Origin of the sequence: Pseudomonas sp. CAN1, assembly GCF_030462585.1 — a bacterium.
GTDB lineage: Bacteria > Pseudomonadota > Gammaproteobacteria > Pseudomonadales > Pseudomonadaceae > Pseudomonas.
On the sequence record NZ_JASMRU010000005.1, the window covers coordinates 270,624 to 285,049 of the forward strand.

Consider the following 14,426-nt stretch of genomic DNA (forward strand, 5'->3'; position numbering starts at 1 on the left):
TGCGCCGGGCGACGCTGCTGTCGCCCGGCGTGTACACTCCCCGGCGACTCTGAATCCCAAGGAGCCCCAATGGACTTCGCGCTCGACCTGATTGCCAACGTCTCCCGCTGGTGCCGCGGCCATCTGTCCGACATCGCCCTGGCGATCATGGCCACCGTGCTGGTGCTGTTCGGTCCGGCGATCAACGCCTGGGTACAGCAGCGCATTGGCAGCCTGAATTTCGTCTTCCGCACCCTGCTGTTCGTGCTGATCTGCGCCGTGGGCTACGGCCTGGCGATGGTCTTCGTCACCCCGTGGCTGGCCAAGGGCCTGGGTTATTTCAACAACTACACCCTGGCGCCCGTCCTGCTGCTAGTGTTCTTCGTGATTGGCATGATCGCCGACCGCAGCTGAGCTGCGAGCCTCCGGCGGTTGGCCACCACCCGCCGGAGGACACATGAAGCCGATCAAGCACCTGTACCTGCACTTTGCCGATGGCCAGCGCCTGGCGCTGCGCTTCCCGCAACAGAGCGACGACCCCGCCGAAGTGGCTCGCGGCATCCGCAAGCAGATGGAATCGCCGGTCATCAGTATCGAGGTCGATGGCGACCTGCTGATCATCCCCCGCGCCAGCATCAAGTACCTGCAGATCAGCCCGGCGCCCATGCGCATGCCGGAGACTACGGTGCTGGGCGCCGAGCTGATCGAATAGCCGGCCCGCACCTGCTGAAGCAAAACGGAACGTAGGAGCGGATTTATCCGCGATCGATTCCCGGCTGCTCCGAGCTGGCCGGTGGCACATCGCGGACAGAGTCCGCTCCTACGCGAAGGGGCATGCCGGAGTCAGCCCCGTAGGGTGCATAACGCGCCAGCGTTATCCGCCCTTCGTTCAGGCAACCGCCCCAACGTCGGCGCCGCCAGCGATCACCGTTGTGGCGGGCCATGCCGGCGATTCGTTGCACCAGCAACGACATGCCATCCCGCACAAACACAAAGGCCGCCTCGCGGCGGCCTCTGCTGGACTCAGTTACCCTCGCGGCGCAAGGCCTGCGGGGTGAAGTCGCGCGGCCCCAGCGGAGCGTTGAAGTCGTACATCGGCTCGTTGTTGTCCAGGCCATCGACGAAGTAGCGCGCCCCTTCGAAGTCGTACAGCGCTTCCAGGGTGCTGAGCACCATGGGCACGTCGTAGTAGTTGATCGGGTGCACTTCCTGGGCGCGGATCAGCTTGCCGTCGGCGTTGTAGATGTCCGAAGCGAGGATCTGCCAGCTGTCCTCGTCCAGGTAGAAGCGGCGCTTGGCGAACGGATGGCCCATGCCCTTGCGCAGGGTCGCTTCGACCACCCAGACACGGTGTGGCTCGTAGCGCAGCAGCTCGGGATTGAGGGTCTTGGTGCGCAGGATATCGGCGTAGGGAATGCCCTTCTGGTGCACCGCGTAGCTGTTGTACGGCACCAGCATCTCGCGCTTGCCCAGCAGCTGCCACTCGTAATGGTCCGGCGCGCCGTTGTAGACGTCCACGGTGTCGGCGGTGGCCAGGCCGTTGGTGTCCGGCTGCAGGGTGTCGTAGGCCAGGCTCGGCAGGCGGCGCACGCGGCGTTCGCCGCGGTTGAAGCGCCAGGCCTTGCGGATCGACAGCACCTGGTCGATGGTCTCCTGCACCACCAGCGCGGAGCCGGCCAGCTTGGCCGGGGCGACGATGTTGTACTTGTAGTAGAACAGCGTGTTGTTCAGGTCCTGCGGGGTCATGCCCTCGCGGCCGTAGTTGAAGTACACGTAGCGATCGAGCTTGAGCAGGTTGTAGCTGCCATTGGCGAGCACGGCGGCCTGGTTGGTCACCATGTGAATCTGCTCGCCACGGTAACGCATGATGTGGTTCCAGATGGCTTCCAGGCCGCTCTTCGGCATCGGGAACGGCACGCCTGCTGCGGCGCCCTGCACGCCGTTGCCGTCGGCGATCAGCTCGGCGTTCTCGGCGTTGAAGCGGGTGGCGTCGTAGATGCGCTGGGGCAAGGAGGCGCTGCGACGGCTGGGGAAGACGCGCAGGTAGTAGTCCGGGTTTTCCTGCAGCAGCGCCTGGGTGCCCGGGGTGAGCAGGGCCTGGTACTGCGCCAGGTTCTTGCTGTCGACCTTGTACTGCACAGCATCGGCGGCGTACGGATCGAGATGGTGGGTGCCGGGCTGATAGCCCGCGGGCGGAGTGGTGATGCCGCCGGTCCACGCGGGAATGGTGCCACTGGCGTTGCCGGCCTTCTCCGCCCCCATCGGCGTCAGGTCGCGGCCCAGTCGAGCAGCCTCGGAGGCGTCGACCTTCGCCTGCGCCGGCAGGGCGCACGCCCCTGCCATCAGCAGTACAGCAAGTTTCTTCAACACAGCAGACTCCTTTGCGACGGACTCCTGTCCGTCACTCTTATTTTCGTCCGCGGCGGATGCCGCTTTTTATTCAGGAGGTGAGGGTGGCCTCTGGGGCCTGCCGGGTGGTCCCGGTCTGGTAGATGCTCCCGTCCGGGAGCGGCTCTTCTGCAAGAGCCGGCTTGCATGAAAAAGGCCTGCTGGGCAGGCCTTTTCCGGTAGATCAGTCCATGCGCTCGAACTTCAGGTCCCAGACGCCATGGCCGAGTCGCTCCCCGCGACGTTCGAACTTGGTGACCGGGCGCTCTTCCGGGCGCGGCACGTAGGTATTATCGGCCGAAAGGTTGCGATAGCCGGGTGCGGCATTCATCACTTCCAGCATGTGCTCGGCATATTGTTCCCAGTCGGTGGCCATGTGCAGCACGCCGCCGACCTTCAGCTTCTGCCGCACCAGCTCGGCCCAGGCCGGCTGCACGATACGGCGCTTGTGGTGACGCGACTTGTGCCACGGGTCCGGGAAGAACAACAGCAGGCGGTCGAGGCTGGCGTCGGCCACGCAGTCACGCAGCACTTCGAGGGCGTCGCAGCTGTAGACGCGGATATTGCTCAGGTCCTGGGTCAGCATGCCGTTGAGCAGCGCGCCGACGCCCGGACGGTGTACTTCCACACCGATGAAGTCCTGCTCCGGCGCGGCAGCGGCCATCTCCAGGGTGGCGTGGCCCATGCCGAAACCGATCTCGAAGGTACGCGGCGCCTGGCGCCCGAACACCTGATCGAAGTCCCGTGCACCGTCGGCCAGCTCCAGGCCGAATTTCGGCCAGCCCTGGTCGAGGCCGCGCTGCTGGCCTTCGGTCATGCGCCCGGCGCGCATGACGAAGCTCTTGATCGCACGCATCGGACGGTTGTCGGCGTCGGGCTGGTTCTCGGGCTGATTCTCGGGAATGTCACTCATGACTCGGACCTTGCGGGTAAATGCACGCGCGGGCCGGCTGCCCTTGGCAAACCGGCCCGCGCGTCGGGATGGAAATAGTTAGTTGATCAGGCCCGTCATCGGCGACGACGCGCTGGCGTACAGCTTGCGCGGCATGCGGCCGGCCAGGTAAGCCAGGCGGCCAGCGACGATGGCGTGCTTCATGGCCTCGGCCATCATCACCGGGTTCTGCGCATGGGCGATGGCGGTGTTCATCAGCACGGCCTCGCAGCCCAGCTCCATGGCGATGGTGGCGTCGGAGGCGGTGCCCACGCCGGCATCCACCAGCACCGGAACGGTGGCTTCTTCGAGGATGATGCGCAGGTTGTACGGGTTGCAGATGCCCAGGCCGGAGCCGATCAGCCCGGCCAGCGGCATCACCGCGATGCAGCCGATCTCGGCCAGCTGGCGGGCGATGATCGGGTCGTCACTGGTGTACACCATGACGTCGAAGCCGTCCTTGACCAGCACTTCGGCGGCCTTGATGGTTTCCACGACGTTGGGGAAGAGGGTCTTCTGGTCGGCCAGGACTTCCAGCTTGACCAGGTTGTGGCCATCGAGCAGCTCACGGGCCAGGCGGCAGGTGCGCACGGCCTCGACGGCGTCGTAGCAGCCAGCGGTGTTCGGCAGGATGGTGAAGCGATCCGGCGGGATCACGTCCAGCAGGTTCGGTTCGCCCGGATTCTGGCCGATGTTGGTGCGGCGCACGGCAACAGTGACGATCTCGGCGCCCGAGGCCTCGATGGCCACGCGGGTCTCTTCGAGGTCCTTGTACTTGCCGGTGCCGACCAGCAGGCGCGAATTGTAGGTGCGACCAGCCAGGGTGAAGGGCTTGTCGACCGGCAGGTTGGCGTTGGATTGGCTCATCGGATCACTCCTGAAGGGAAGGCGGGCGGGGCCTGAAAGTCTGGGAGGCGGCTGCTAGCCGCCGCCGATGGCATGCACCACTTCCACCTGGTCGCCTTCGCTCAGGGCGGTGGCGGCGTGCTGGCTGCGCGGCACGATGTCCAGATTGAGCTCGACCGCGACACGCTTGCCGGTGAGGTCGAGACGCTCGAGCAGGTTGGCGACGGTGTGGCCGTCGGGCAGCTCGAAAGGTTCGCCATTCAACTGAATACGCATGGGCGGGACGGTCGTTGCTGGAGGGGGTCGGCATTCTAGCCCGATCGCGCCGGATGACCAAGGTTCCGGAGTGCCGCACTCGGGCTTTTCTGACGCTCGGGTCAACCCAGCTGGAAGGCCGCGACCAGCAGCAGCGCCCAGCCGATGAGGAAGAACAGCCCGCCGATCGGGGTGATGATGCCCACGCCCAGCCCGGCCAGGGTCAGCAGGTAGAGGCTGCCGGAAAACAGCAGGATGCCGACGGTGAAGGCCCAGCCGGCAAGGGTCACCAGGGTACCGCCGATATGCGCGGTGAGCAGCGCCACGCCGAACAGCGCCAGGGCATGCAGCATCTGGTAGTGCACGCCGGTCTGGAACACCGCCAGGTACTCGGGCGTGAGCTTGTTCTTCAGGCCGTGGGCGGCGAACGCGCCGAGGGCGACGCCGGTGAATCCGAAGAACGCGGCGAGCATCAGGAAAGTACGCAGCATGGGACAGCTCCAGGCAGGTGAGTGCCGCTATAATGGCCCGCTCATCCGCCCAGGCAAAGCCTCGCATGCGCAACGTCCTCCGCCGCCTGTTCAAGATCGCGCTCTGGTTCGTCGCCGTCAGCGTGGCGCTGGTCATCATCCTGCGCTGGGTACCGCCGCCAGGCACCATGGTGATGGTCGAGCGCAAGGTCGAGTCCTGGTTCAACGGCAAGCCCATCGACCTGCAGCGCAGCTGGCGCTCCTGGGACGATCTGCCGGACAGCCTCAAGCTGGCGGTGATCGCCAGCGAGGACCAGAAGTTCGCCGAGCACCACGGCTTCGACGTGCCGGCGATCCAGAAGGCGCTGGCGCACAACGAGCAGGGCGGCAAGGTGCGCGGCGGCAGCACCATCAGCCAGCAGGTGGCGAAGAACGTCTTCCTCTGGACCGGCCGCAGCTGGCTGCGCAAGGGCTTCGAGGCCTGGTTCACCCTGCTGATCGAGACCTTCTGGTCCAAGCAGCGGATTCTCGAGGTCTACCTCAACAGCGTGGAATGGGATGCCGGCGTATTCGGCGCCCAGGCCGCGGCCCAGCATCACTTCGGCGTCGACGCGAAACGCCTGTCGCAGCAGCAGGCCAGCCTGCTCGCCGCCGTGCTGCCCAACCCGCGCAAGTGGAGCGCCGGCAAGCCCGGCCCCTACGTGCGCCAGCGCGCCTCGTGGATTCGCCAGCAGATGTGGCAGCTGGGTGGCAGCGAGTACCTGCAGCGGCTGTAAAGGATTGGCCGTGTCGCTGGGTCGGCGTCAGACGCTTTGCCCCAGCGATCTCCCTTGAGGGCGCGAAGACCGCCAGGCGCCAACCTCATGCCCTGAGCACTCCCGAAGCATCAGGAGGGGCACGAAAACCAGACTCTCTGCCGGACTGCCCCCTCTCCCTTCAGGGAGAGGGCTGGGGAGAGGGTGCTTCCGCTTCCGCCCCGAGCTTGAAAGTGCTGCGCGGCACCACGCGCACCCACTGCAGGGTGCCGTCGCGGTGCAGCAGGGTCATGCCCTTCTCCGGATAGACCCAGGCTTCGCCGCCATCCACCTGCAGACGCAGGCGCGGGTCGCCCAGGCTCACCGCAAGGCCGCCGACTGCCAGGTCTTCCTGGGGCGCCAGCGCCAGCTCGGAGACCGGCTTGTTGCCCAGCTGGCCCATCAGCTCGGCGCTCAGCGGCTGGTCCTTGCTGTTGGCCTGCATGCCGGTGGCCTTGGCCAGGCTGGCGTGCTCGTCGTCGCTCAGCGCCAGTTCCGCCTCGACGTGCCAGGGCCCCTCTTCCGTCACCAACCGGCCACGGTAATGCAGCTGCGGGCCGTCCTGGCTGGCGGTCAGCCACAGCTCGCCGGGCTGCTGGGCCTGCAGATCGTCGAGGGTCAGCTTGTCATCGGCCAGCGGCTCGAAGACCTTTTCCTTCCAGTCGATGAACCACTGCGGCGGCTTGGGCGGCGCCGAGGTGCGGGCGACCCAGGTACCCAGGCCGAAGGCCAGCAGGGCGATGACCAGGAAGAACATCCCGTGGACGGGACGCAGGCGCGGCATGCAATGCTCCAGAGTCCGGAAGGCGGACAGAAAAAAACCGCACCAGGGTGCGGTTCGCGACTCGCGGGGCGCGTCGAAGCCGGTCAGGCTTCGATGCGACCCTTGAGTTTGTTCATCGCGTTCTTCTCCAACTGACGAATCCGCTCGGCGGAGACGTTGTACTTGGCAGCTAGGTCATGCAGGGTCGCCTTCTCCTCGGCCAGCCAGCGCTGCTGGAGGATGTCGCGGCTGCGGTCGTCCAGGCCTTCCAGCGCTTCGTGCAGGCTGGCGGTGGAGCTGTCGCTCCAGTCCGCTTCCTCCAGCTGGCGCGCCGGGTCGTAGCGATGGTCTTCCAGGTAGTGCGCCGGGGACTGGTAGGCGCTCTCGTCGTCGGCATCCGCCGCCGGGTCGAAGGCCATGTCCTGTCCGGTGAGACGGCTTTCCATCTCGCGGACTTCGCGGGCCTCGACACCGAGGGTGTCCGCGACGCGGTGCACTTCATCGTTGCTCAGCCAGGCCAGTTTCTTTTTCTGGCTGCGCAGGTTGAAGAACAGCTTGCGCTGCGCCTTGGTGGTCGCGACTTTCACGATCCGCCAGTTGCGCAGGATGAACTCATGGATCTCGGCCTTGATCCAGTGGACGGCGAACGACACCAGGCGCACACCCATTTCCGGGTTGAAGCGCTTCACGGCCTTCATCAGACCGACGTTGCCTTCCTGGATCAGATCGCCTTGTGACAGGCCGTACCCGGAATAACTCCGGGCGATATGCACGACGAAGCGCAGGTGCGCCAGAACCATTTGCCGTGCCGCTTCCAGATCTTGCTGGTAGAAGAGGCGTTCGGCCAGTTCGCGCTCCTGCTCCGGCGTCAGCAGCGGAATGCTGTTCACCGAGTGCACATAGGCTTCCAGGTTTGCACCGGGAGCCAGGGCATAGACAGGTTGCAGAGAAGTGGTCATGCGAATCCTCCGATTCACGAAACTCGCGCAGTGTAGCACTGCGAAATCGGACTGCAAGCGGGTGTAAAAGTTCCTTTACACCCGCTTAATCCCTGCAAAATCAGGGGGTTTCAGCGTGGCGCCAGCTCGCGCAGGTGGCGCGCCACGGCCAGCCAGGCGCCGATCCAGCCCAGCAGCACGGCGCCCACGGTCAGCGACAGGCCATCGTCGACGGGCACGCCCGCCAGGCCGAAATCACTGCCGTAGAGCCCGGCTAGGTTGACCACCGAGCTGTTCAGCCAGTCCAGGCCGAAGGCCAGCAGGGCCCAGGACAGGATGCCCGCGCCCAGGCCGTACAGCGCGCCCATATAAAGGAAGGGGCGGCGCACGTAGCCGTCCGTCCCGCCAACCAGCTTGATGACTTCGATTTCGTTACGGCGGTTTTCAATGTGCAGACGGATGGTGTTGCCGATCACCAGCAGCAGCGTAAGCACCAGCAGGAGGGTCAGGCCGAAGACGAAGCGGTCGCCCAGCTTGAGGATCGCCGACAGCCGCTCGACCCAGACCAGGTCCAGCTGGGCCTGTTGTACACCCGGCAGCTCCGACAACCTTTGACGCAAGGCATCCAGCTGGGCCTTGTCGATCTGCTTGGGCGTCACCGAGATGACCGCCGGCAGCGGGTTGTCAGGCAGTTCCTTCAGCGCTTCGCCGAGGCCGGACTGTTCCTGCAGCTCTTTCAGCGCATCGTCGCGGCTGATCAGCTGTGCCTCGATCACATCGGGCATTTTCTCAATCTGTTCGCGCAGGTCCTGGCCCTGGGCCTCGCTGGCCTTGAGGTCGAGGAACAGGGAAATCTGCGCAGCGCGCTGCCAGGAGCCGCCGAGGCGCTCGACGTTGTTCAGCAGCAGCGACAGCCCCATCGGCAGGCTCAGGGTGATGCCCATCACCAGACAGGTGAAGAAGCTGCCGAAGGGGTGGCTGACCAGGCGGTGCAGGCTGTCCATCAGGCTGGCGCGGTGGTTTTCTGCGTAGGCCGAGAGCGAGGCGCTGTGGTCCTGGTGTTCGTTATCTTCCGGGCGCTCGCGGGTGTTGCGCGTCGGGGTGCCTTCTTCGTCGCCGCGGGGCAGGTCATTGGCGCTCATCAGGCGTTCTCCTCACGGTCGGCGATGATGCGGCCGCGCTGCAGGGTGATCATCCGGTGGCGCATGCGTGCGATCAGCGCCAGGTCGTGGCTGGCGATCAGCACGGTGGTGCCGAGGCGGTTGATGTCTTCGAACACCGACATGATTTCCGAGGCCAGGCGCGGGTCGAGGTTGCCGGTGGGTTCGTCGGCGAGCAGCAGGGCCGGACGGTGCACCACCGCGCGGGCGATACCGACGCGCTGCTGCTGGCCGGTGGAGAGGTCGGACGGGCGGTCCTCGGCCTTCTCCTTGAGGTTCACCCGCTCCAGCGCCGCTTCGACGCGGTAGGCGATGTCCGCCTTGGGCAGGCCGAGGATCTGCATCGGCAGGGCGACGTTCTCGAACACGCTGCGATCATCCAGCAGTTGGTGGTTCTGGAACACCACGCCGATCTGCCGGCGCAGGAAGGGAATCTGCGCGGTGGAGATGCGCGAGACGTCCTGCCCGCCAAGCAGCAGCTTGCCGGAGGTCGGTCGCTCCATCGCCAGGATCAGGCGCAGCAGGGTGCTCTTGCCCGCGCCGGAGTGGCCGGTGACGAACATGATCTCGCCGCGCGGCACGCGGAACGAAATCTCGTGCAGGCCGACATGGCCGTTGGAATAGCGTTTGCCAACCTGCTCGAAACGGATCATGCGATTTCCCGGGTCTCGAAGAGTGCACGGACGAAGGCGTCGGCCTCGAAGGTTCGAAGATCGTCGATCCCTTCGCCGACACCGATGTAGCGAATCGGCAGGCCGAACTGCTTGGCCAGGGCGAAGATCACCCCGCCCTTGGCGGTGCCGTCCAGTTTGGTCAGGGCCAGGCCGGTGAGTTCCACGGCGTTGTTGAACTGCTTGGCCTGGTTGATGGCGTTCTGCCCGGTGCCGGCGTCCAGCACCAGCAGGACTTCGTGGGGAGCCGTCTCGTCCAGCTTGCCGATCACCCGGCGCACCTTCTTCAGCTCTTCCATCAGGTTGTCCTTGGTGTGCAGGCGGCCGGCGGTGTCGGCGATCAGCACATCCACGCCACGGGCCTTGGCGGCCTGCACGGCGTCGAAGATCACCGAGGCGGAATCGGCGCCGGTGTGCTGGGCGATCACCGCGATGTTGTTGCGCTCGCCCCAGACCTGCAGCTGCTCGACGGCGGCGGCACGGAAGGTGTCGCCGGCGGCCAGCATGACTTTCTTGCCATCGAGCTGCAGCTTCTTCGCCAGCTTGCCGATGGTGGTGGTCTTGCCGACGCCGTTCACGCCGACCACGAGGATCACGTAGGGCTGCTTGTCGCGGGGGATGGTCAGCGGCTGCTCGACGGGGCGCAGCAGGCCGGCCAGCTCTTCCTGCAGGGCCTTGTACAGCGCTTCGCTGTCGGCCAGTTCCTTGCGCGCAACGCGCTTGGTGAGGTTCTGCACGATGGTGGTAGTGGCCTCGACGCCAACGTCGGCGGTCAGCAGGCGGGTTTCGATCTCGTCGAGCAGGTCGTCGTCGATGGCCTTCTTGCCCAGGAACAGGCTGGCCATGCCTTCGCCGAGACTGGCGCTGGTCTTCGACAAGCCCTGCTTGAGGCGGGCGAAGAAGCCGATCTTGGCTGGCTCCGTGGCAGCCGGTTTGGCTTCCGGCTCGGGCTGCGGGGCAGGCTCGGCTTCCGGCTGTTCGACCACGACGGGGGCTTCGGCCACGGGTTCGGGCTGAACGGGCGCGGCGACAGGCGCTGGTGCCGGCTCGACCGGCTGCGCAGCGACTGGCGCTTCGACCGGCTGGCTGACTGGCGGCTGGACGGCCGGTTGCTGGATAGCGGGCTGCGGCGCCTCGACTGCGATCGGCGCTTCGGCGACAACGAGCTCAGGCTGAGGAGCAGGCTGCGCTTCTGGTTGCAGAGCGGGCTGCGCCAGCGGCTCGACCGGCACGCTGGCCGGGACCACGTCGATCACAGGCTCGGGAGTCGGTTCCGGCGTCGGCTCGGCGCGCGGCGCCAGCGCTTCGGTCTGGGCGACGGGAACCTGCTCGGGGGCAGCAACCGGTTCGGCGGCAACAGGCTGTTCAACCTGCGGCTCGGTGTCGGCGGCGGGCTGCTCCGGGGTCTGCGGCTTCTTGCGCAGCCAGCCGAACAGACCTTTCTTCTCCCCGGCTGGCGGGGCCTTCTTGTCGTCGTTGGAACCAAACATGTAGGGATCGAATCTCTAGGGGACGCCACGGAAACTGGCAGCAAAAAAGCTTCGAAACAGCTTTGAGAAGCCCAGAACGTGGCCGCCCGGAAAACGGATGGGTATCCTAGCATCTCCTCGCCCGCCGGGGTTAAGAGGCTGGCCGCCAGCCTGCATAGACCCCGCGGACAGCCCGAAAGGTTCAGTCCACGATGAAAACCCTTGCACGCCGTCACGCCGGCCTGCTGCTCGGCTCCCTGTTGCTGCCGCTGATGGCCAGCGCCGCGGAACCACAGCCCACCCACGAATACACCCTGGACAACGGCCTGAAGGTCGTCGTCCGCGAGGACCACCGCGCCCCCGTGGTGGTCTCCCAGCTCTGGTACAAGGTCGGCTCCAGCTACGAGACGCCCGGCCTCACCGGCCTCTCCCACGCCCTGGAACACATGATGTTCAAGGGCAGCCGCAAGCTCGGCCCCGGCCAGGCTTCGCTGGTGCTGCGCGACCTCGGCGCGGAAGAGAACGCCTTCACCACCGACGACTACACCGCCTATTACCAGGTGCTGGCCCGCGACCGCCTGCCGGTAGCGCTGGAGCTGGAAGCCGACCGCATGGCGCACCTCGCCCTGCCGGCCGACCAGTTCAAGAGCGAGATCGAGGTGATCAAGGAAGAACGCCGCCTGCGCACCGAGGACAAGCCGAGCGCGCTGGCCTTCGAGCGCTTCAAGGCCGCCGCCTACCCTGCCAGCGGCTACCGTACGCCGACCATCGGCTGGATGGCCGATCTGCAGCGCATGACCATCGACGACCTGCGCCACTGGTACCAGGCCTGGTATGCGCCGAACAACGCCACTCTGGTGGTGGTCGGCGACGTCAGCGGCGACGAGGTGAAGGCCCTGGCCGAGAAGTACTTCGGCGAGATTCCCAAGCGCGACCTGCCCGCCGCGCGCAAACCGCTGGAGCTGGCCGAGCCGGGTGAACGTCGTCTCAAATTGCACGTGCGCACCCAGCTACCCAGCCTGATCATGGGCTTCAACGTGCCGACCCTGGGCAGCAGCGACGACGCCAAGCAGATCAACGCCCTGCGCCTGATCTCGGCGATCCTCGACGGCGGCTACAGCGCGCGCCTGTCCGCCCGCCTGGAGCGCGGCGAAGAGATCGTCGCCGGTGCTTCGGCCTCCTACGACGCCTTCTCCCGCGGCGACGGCCTGTTCTTCCTCTCGGCCACGCCCAACGTGCAGACCGGTAAGACCCTCGACCAGGTCGAGGCCGCGCTGTGGAAGCAGCTGGAAGACCTGAAGCAGAACCCACCGAGCAAGGAAGAACTGGAACGCGTGCGCGCCCAGGTCATCGCCGGGCTGGTCTACGAGCGCGACTCCATCGCCGGGCAAGCCAGCACCATCGGCGAGCTGGAAAGCGTCGGCCTCGGCTGGCGCCTGGCGGACAAGGACCTGGAAGCCATCCAGGCGGTTACCGCCGAAGATATCCAGCAAGCCGCCCGCACCTACTTCACCCGCTCCCGCCTGACCCTCGCCCAGGTCCTGCCGGAAGTCGCCACCGACAAGGAGCCGAGCCATGAGTGAACGCAATGGCCTGCGCTACGGCCTGGTCGGGCTGATCGTCATCGCGCTGATCGCCGGACTGGTACTGTTCGTTTCCCGCCCCGCTGCCGCACCCGAAGCGGCAGCGCCGGCACCTGCCCCAACAAAACCGGCTGCCGCCGAAAATACCGCGCCCACCGGCCTGCAATCGCTCGCCGAAGCCGCCGGCAAGGCGCCCAGCCACCGCAAGCTGAACATCCAGCAATGGCAGACCGCCGAAGGCGCCCGCGTGCTCTTCGTCGAGGCCCATGAGCTGCCGATGTTCGACCTGCGCCTGACCTTTGCCGCCGGCAGCAGCCAGGACGGCGACGCCTACGGGCTGGCCATGCTGACCAACGCCATGCTCAACGAAGGCGTGCCCGGCAAGGACACCAGCGCCATCGCCGCCGGTTTCGACGACCTGGGCGCCAACTTCGGCAACGGTTCCTACCGCGACATGGCGGTGGCCAGCCTGCGCAGCCTGAGCGAGCCGAGCAAGCGCGACGCCGCCCTGGCGCTGTTCGACCAGGTGATCGGCCAGCCGACCTTCCCCGAGGACGCCCTGGCGCGCATCAAGAACCAGGTCATGGCCGGCTTCGAGTACCAGAAGCAGAACCCCGGCAAGCTGGCGGGCCTTGAGCTGTTCAAGCGGCTCTATGGCGACCACCCTTACGCCCACTCCAGCGACGGCAACGAGAAATCGGTACCGAAGATCAGCGTCGCCCAGCTGCGCGCCTTCCACCAGAAGGCCTACGCCGCCGGCAACGTGGTCATCGCGCTGGTCGGCGACCTGACCCGCGAGCAGGCCGAAGCCATCGCCGGTAGCGTCTCGAAATCCCTGCCCAAGGGTGCCGCCCTGCCGGCGCCGGGCGAGCCGCAGATGCCCAAGGCCGGCGTCACCCACATCGAGTTCCCGTCCAAGCAGACCCAGCTGATGCTGGCTCAGCTGGGCATCACCCGTAACGACCCGGACTACGCCGCGCTCTACCTGGGCAACCAGATCCTCGGCGGCGGCGGCTTCGGTACCCGTCTGATGGACCAGGTGCGCGAGAAGCGCGGACTGACCTACGGCGTTTACTCCGGCTTCACCGGCATGCAGTCGCGCGGGCCGTTCACCATCGGCCTGCAGACCCGCGCCGAGATGAGCGAAGGCACCCTCAAGCTGGTCCAGGACATCGTCCGCGACTACCTCGACAAGGGCCCGACGCAGAAGGAACTCGACGACGCCAAGCGCGAGCTGGCCGGCAGCTTCCCGCTCTCCACCGCGAGCAACGCCGACATCGTCGGCCAGCTGGGCGCCATCGGCTTCTACAACCTGCCGCTGGATTACCTGGAGACCTTCCTCAGCCAGGTCCAGGGCCTGAGCGTGGAGCAGGTGAAGGCAGCCATGCGCCGCCACCTCGACCCGGACGCCTTCGTCATCGTTACCGCCGGCCCCTCCGTGCCGCAGCAACCGCTGCCGCCGCCCACCGACAAACCCGCCGAGCAACCCGCCGGCGTACCGGAGCACTGATGAGCAAACGACCCGGCGGCGCCCCGCGCGCCGCACAGAAGCCCCACGGCGGCCAGGGCCAGCTGCGCATCATTGGCGGCGAATGGCGCAGCCGGCGCTTCGCCTTCCCCGACGGCCCGGGCCTGCGCCCGACCCCCGACCGCGTGCGCGAGACCCTGTTCAACTGGCTCGCGCCCTACGTCCCGGGCGCCCGCGTGCTCGACCCCTTCGCCGGCAGCGGCGCGCTGTTCCTCGAAGCGCTGTCCCGTGGCGCCAGCGCGGGCCTCGCGCTGGACACCAACGGCGAAGCCGTGGCCGCCCTGCGCAGCACCCTCGATACGCTCAAGTGCGGCAACGGCCAGCTATTGATGACCGACTCGCTGCGCTACCTCGACGCCCCGGCCTCCCAGGCCTTCGACCTGGTCTTCCTCGACCCGCCCTTCCACCAGGACCTGCTGCAGAACACCTGCCGCCTGCTGGAAGAACGCGGCTGGCTGGCCAGCAACGCCTGGGTCTACACCGAAAGCGAAGCCGTGCCCTCCAGTCTCGGCCTGCCGGGCAACTGGCGGCTGCATCGGGAGAAGAAGGCAGGCTCGGTGCATTACGCGCTGTGGCAGCGGCAAGAGCCCTGAGCAGGGAGCGAACCGTTGCAGAACCTGCAGCGGTTCGCTCTTGAGGAATCGCTGGAGC

General features: G+C 66.7%; 16 protein-coding genes. 6 read left to right on the plus strand and 10 right to left on the minus strand.

What is annotated here, in order from left to right:
- Window positions 1–69 precede the first annotated feature (69 nt).
- On the plus strand, window positions 70–393 hold the full coding sequence (locus QO207_RS10080) for a DUF3392 domain-containing protein (protein ID WP_017520106.1): 324 nt from the start codon (window positions 70–72) through the stop codon (window positions 391–393).
- 43 nt (window positions 394–436) lie between these two features.
- Window positions 437–691 carry a hypothetical protein gene (locus QO207_RS10085; protein WP_254470050.1) on the plus strand — a complete coding sequence of 85 codons (255 nt, stop codon included), beginning with the start codon at window positions 437–439 and terminating at the stop codon, window positions 689–691.
- A 311-nt stretch (window positions 692–1,002) separates the two neighbouring features.
- Here QO207_RS10085 and QO207_RS10090 read toward each other — a convergent pair whose 3' ends face one another.
- From QO207_RS10090 to QO207_RS10110, 5 genes are all read right to left on the minus strand, one after another.
- Window positions 1,003–2,349, minus strand: a complete 1,347-nt coding sequence (locus QO207_RS10090) for a DUF1329 domain-containing protein (RefSeq protein ID WP_301532296.1) — start codon at window positions 2,347–2,349, stop codon at window positions 1,003–1,005.
- A 202-nt stretch (window positions 2,350–2,551) separates the two neighbouring features.
- Window positions 2,552–3,223 (minus strand): tRNA (guanosine(46)-N7)-methyltransferase TrmB, encoded by a 672-nt coding sequence (gene trmB, locus QO207_RS10095; RefSeq protein ID WP_301532361.1) that lies wholly within the window; start codon window positions 3,221–3,223, stop codon window positions 2,552–2,554.
- Window positions 3,224–3,358: 135 nt separating this feature from the next.
- A complete protein-coding gene (locus QO207_RS10100) occupies window positions 3,359–4,165 on the minus strand; it encodes a thiazole synthase (protein WP_301532297.1) in 807 nt (268 codons plus the stop codon).
- Between the two features lie 54 nt (window positions 4,166–4,219).
- Window positions 4,220–4,420, minus strand: a complete 201-nt coding sequence (gene thiS, locus QO207_RS10105) for a sulfur carrier protein ThiS (protein ID WP_205338666.1) — start codon at window positions 4,418–4,420, stop codon at window positions 4,220–4,222.
- A gap of 101 nt (window positions 4,421–4,521) precedes the next feature.
- Window positions 4,522–4,890 carry a DUF423 domain-containing protein gene (locus QO207_RS10110; RefSeq protein ID WP_184590497.1) on the minus strand — a complete coding sequence of 123 codons (369 nt, stop codon included), beginning with the start codon at window positions 4,888–4,890 and terminating at the stop codon, window positions 4,522–4,524.
- Between the two features lie 32 nt (window positions 4,891–4,922).
- Between QO207_RS10110 and mtgA the strand changes: the two genes are divergently transcribed.
- Window positions 4,923–5,645, plus strand: coding sequence for a monofunctional biosynthetic peptidoglycan transglycosylase (gene mtgA / locus QO207_RS10115; protein ID WP_301532298.1), 723 nt, complete (start codon window positions 4,923–4,925; stop codon window positions 5,643–5,645).
- A 160-nt stretch (window positions 5,646–5,805) separates the two neighbouring features.
- On the opposite strand, the gene QO207_RS10120 is transcribed toward mtgA, so the two are convergent.
- The 5 genes from QO207_RS10120 to ftsY all read right to left on the minus strand — a co-directional run bounded on the left by QO207_RS10120 (window position 5,806) and on the right by ftsY (window position 10,685).
- On the minus strand, window positions 5,806–6,447 hold the full coding sequence (locus QO207_RS10120) for a hypothetical protein (protein ID WP_301532299.1): 642 nt from the start codon (window positions 6,445–6,447) through the stop codon (window positions 5,806–5,808).
- A gap of 83 nt (window positions 6,448–6,530) precedes the next feature.
- Window positions 6,531–7,385 carry an RNA polymerase sigma factor RpoH gene (gene rpoH / locus QO207_RS10125; protein WP_301532300.1) on the minus strand — a complete coding sequence of 285 codons (855 nt, stop codon included), beginning with the start codon at window positions 7,383–7,385 and terminating at the stop codon, window positions 6,531–6,533.
- Between the two features lie 110 nt (window positions 7,386–7,495).
- Window positions 7,496–8,506: a permease-like cell division protein FtsX gene (gene ftsX / locus QO207_RS10130; RefSeq protein ID WP_301532301.1), complete on the minus strand. Its 1,011-nt coding sequence runs from the start codon at window positions 8,504–8,506 to the stop codon at window positions 7,496–7,498.
- A complete protein-coding gene (ftsE, locus tag QO207_RS10135; RefSeq protein ID WP_301532302.1) occupies window positions 8,506–9,177 on the minus strand; it encodes a cell division ATP-binding protein FtsE in 672 nt (223 codons plus the stop codon). The genes ftsX and ftsE overlap by 1 nt, the downstream gene beginning before the upstream one ends.
- On the minus strand, window positions 9,174–10,685 hold the full coding sequence (gene ftsY / locus QO207_RS10140) for a signal recognition particle-docking protein FtsY (RefSeq protein WP_301532303.1): 1,512 nt from the start codon (window positions 10,683–10,685) through the stop codon (window positions 9,174–9,176). Before ftsY ends, ftsE begins: the two co-directional genes overlap by 4 nt.
- Before the next feature lie 191 nt (window positions 10,686–10,876).
- Between ftsY and QO207_RS10145 the strand changes: the two genes are divergently transcribed.
- Genes QO207_RS10145 through rsmD form a run of 3 tightly spaced genes read left to right on the plus strand, consistent with a single transcriptional unit; the run spans window position 10,877 to window position 14,368 of the window.
- On the plus strand, window positions 10,877–12,247 hold the full coding sequence (locus tag QO207_RS10145) for a pitrilysin family protein (RefSeq protein WP_301532304.1): 1,371 nt from the start codon (window positions 10,877–10,879) through the stop codon (window positions 12,245–12,247).
- Window positions 12,240–13,757: a pitrilysin family protein gene (locus QO207_RS10150; RefSeq protein WP_301532305.1), complete on the plus strand. Its 1,518-nt coding sequence runs from the start codon at window positions 12,240–12,242 to the stop codon at window positions 13,755–13,757. The genes QO207_RS10145 and QO207_RS10150 overlap by 8 nt, the downstream gene beginning before the upstream one ends.
- A complete protein-coding gene (gene rsmD, locus QO207_RS10155; RefSeq protein ID WP_301532306.1) occupies window positions 13,757–14,368 on the plus strand; it encodes a 16S rRNA (guanine(966)-N(2))-methyltransferase RsmD in 612 nt (203 codons plus the stop codon). Before QO207_RS10150 ends, rsmD begins: the two co-directional genes overlap by 1 nt.
- Window positions 14,369–14,426: the final 58 nt, after the last annotated feature.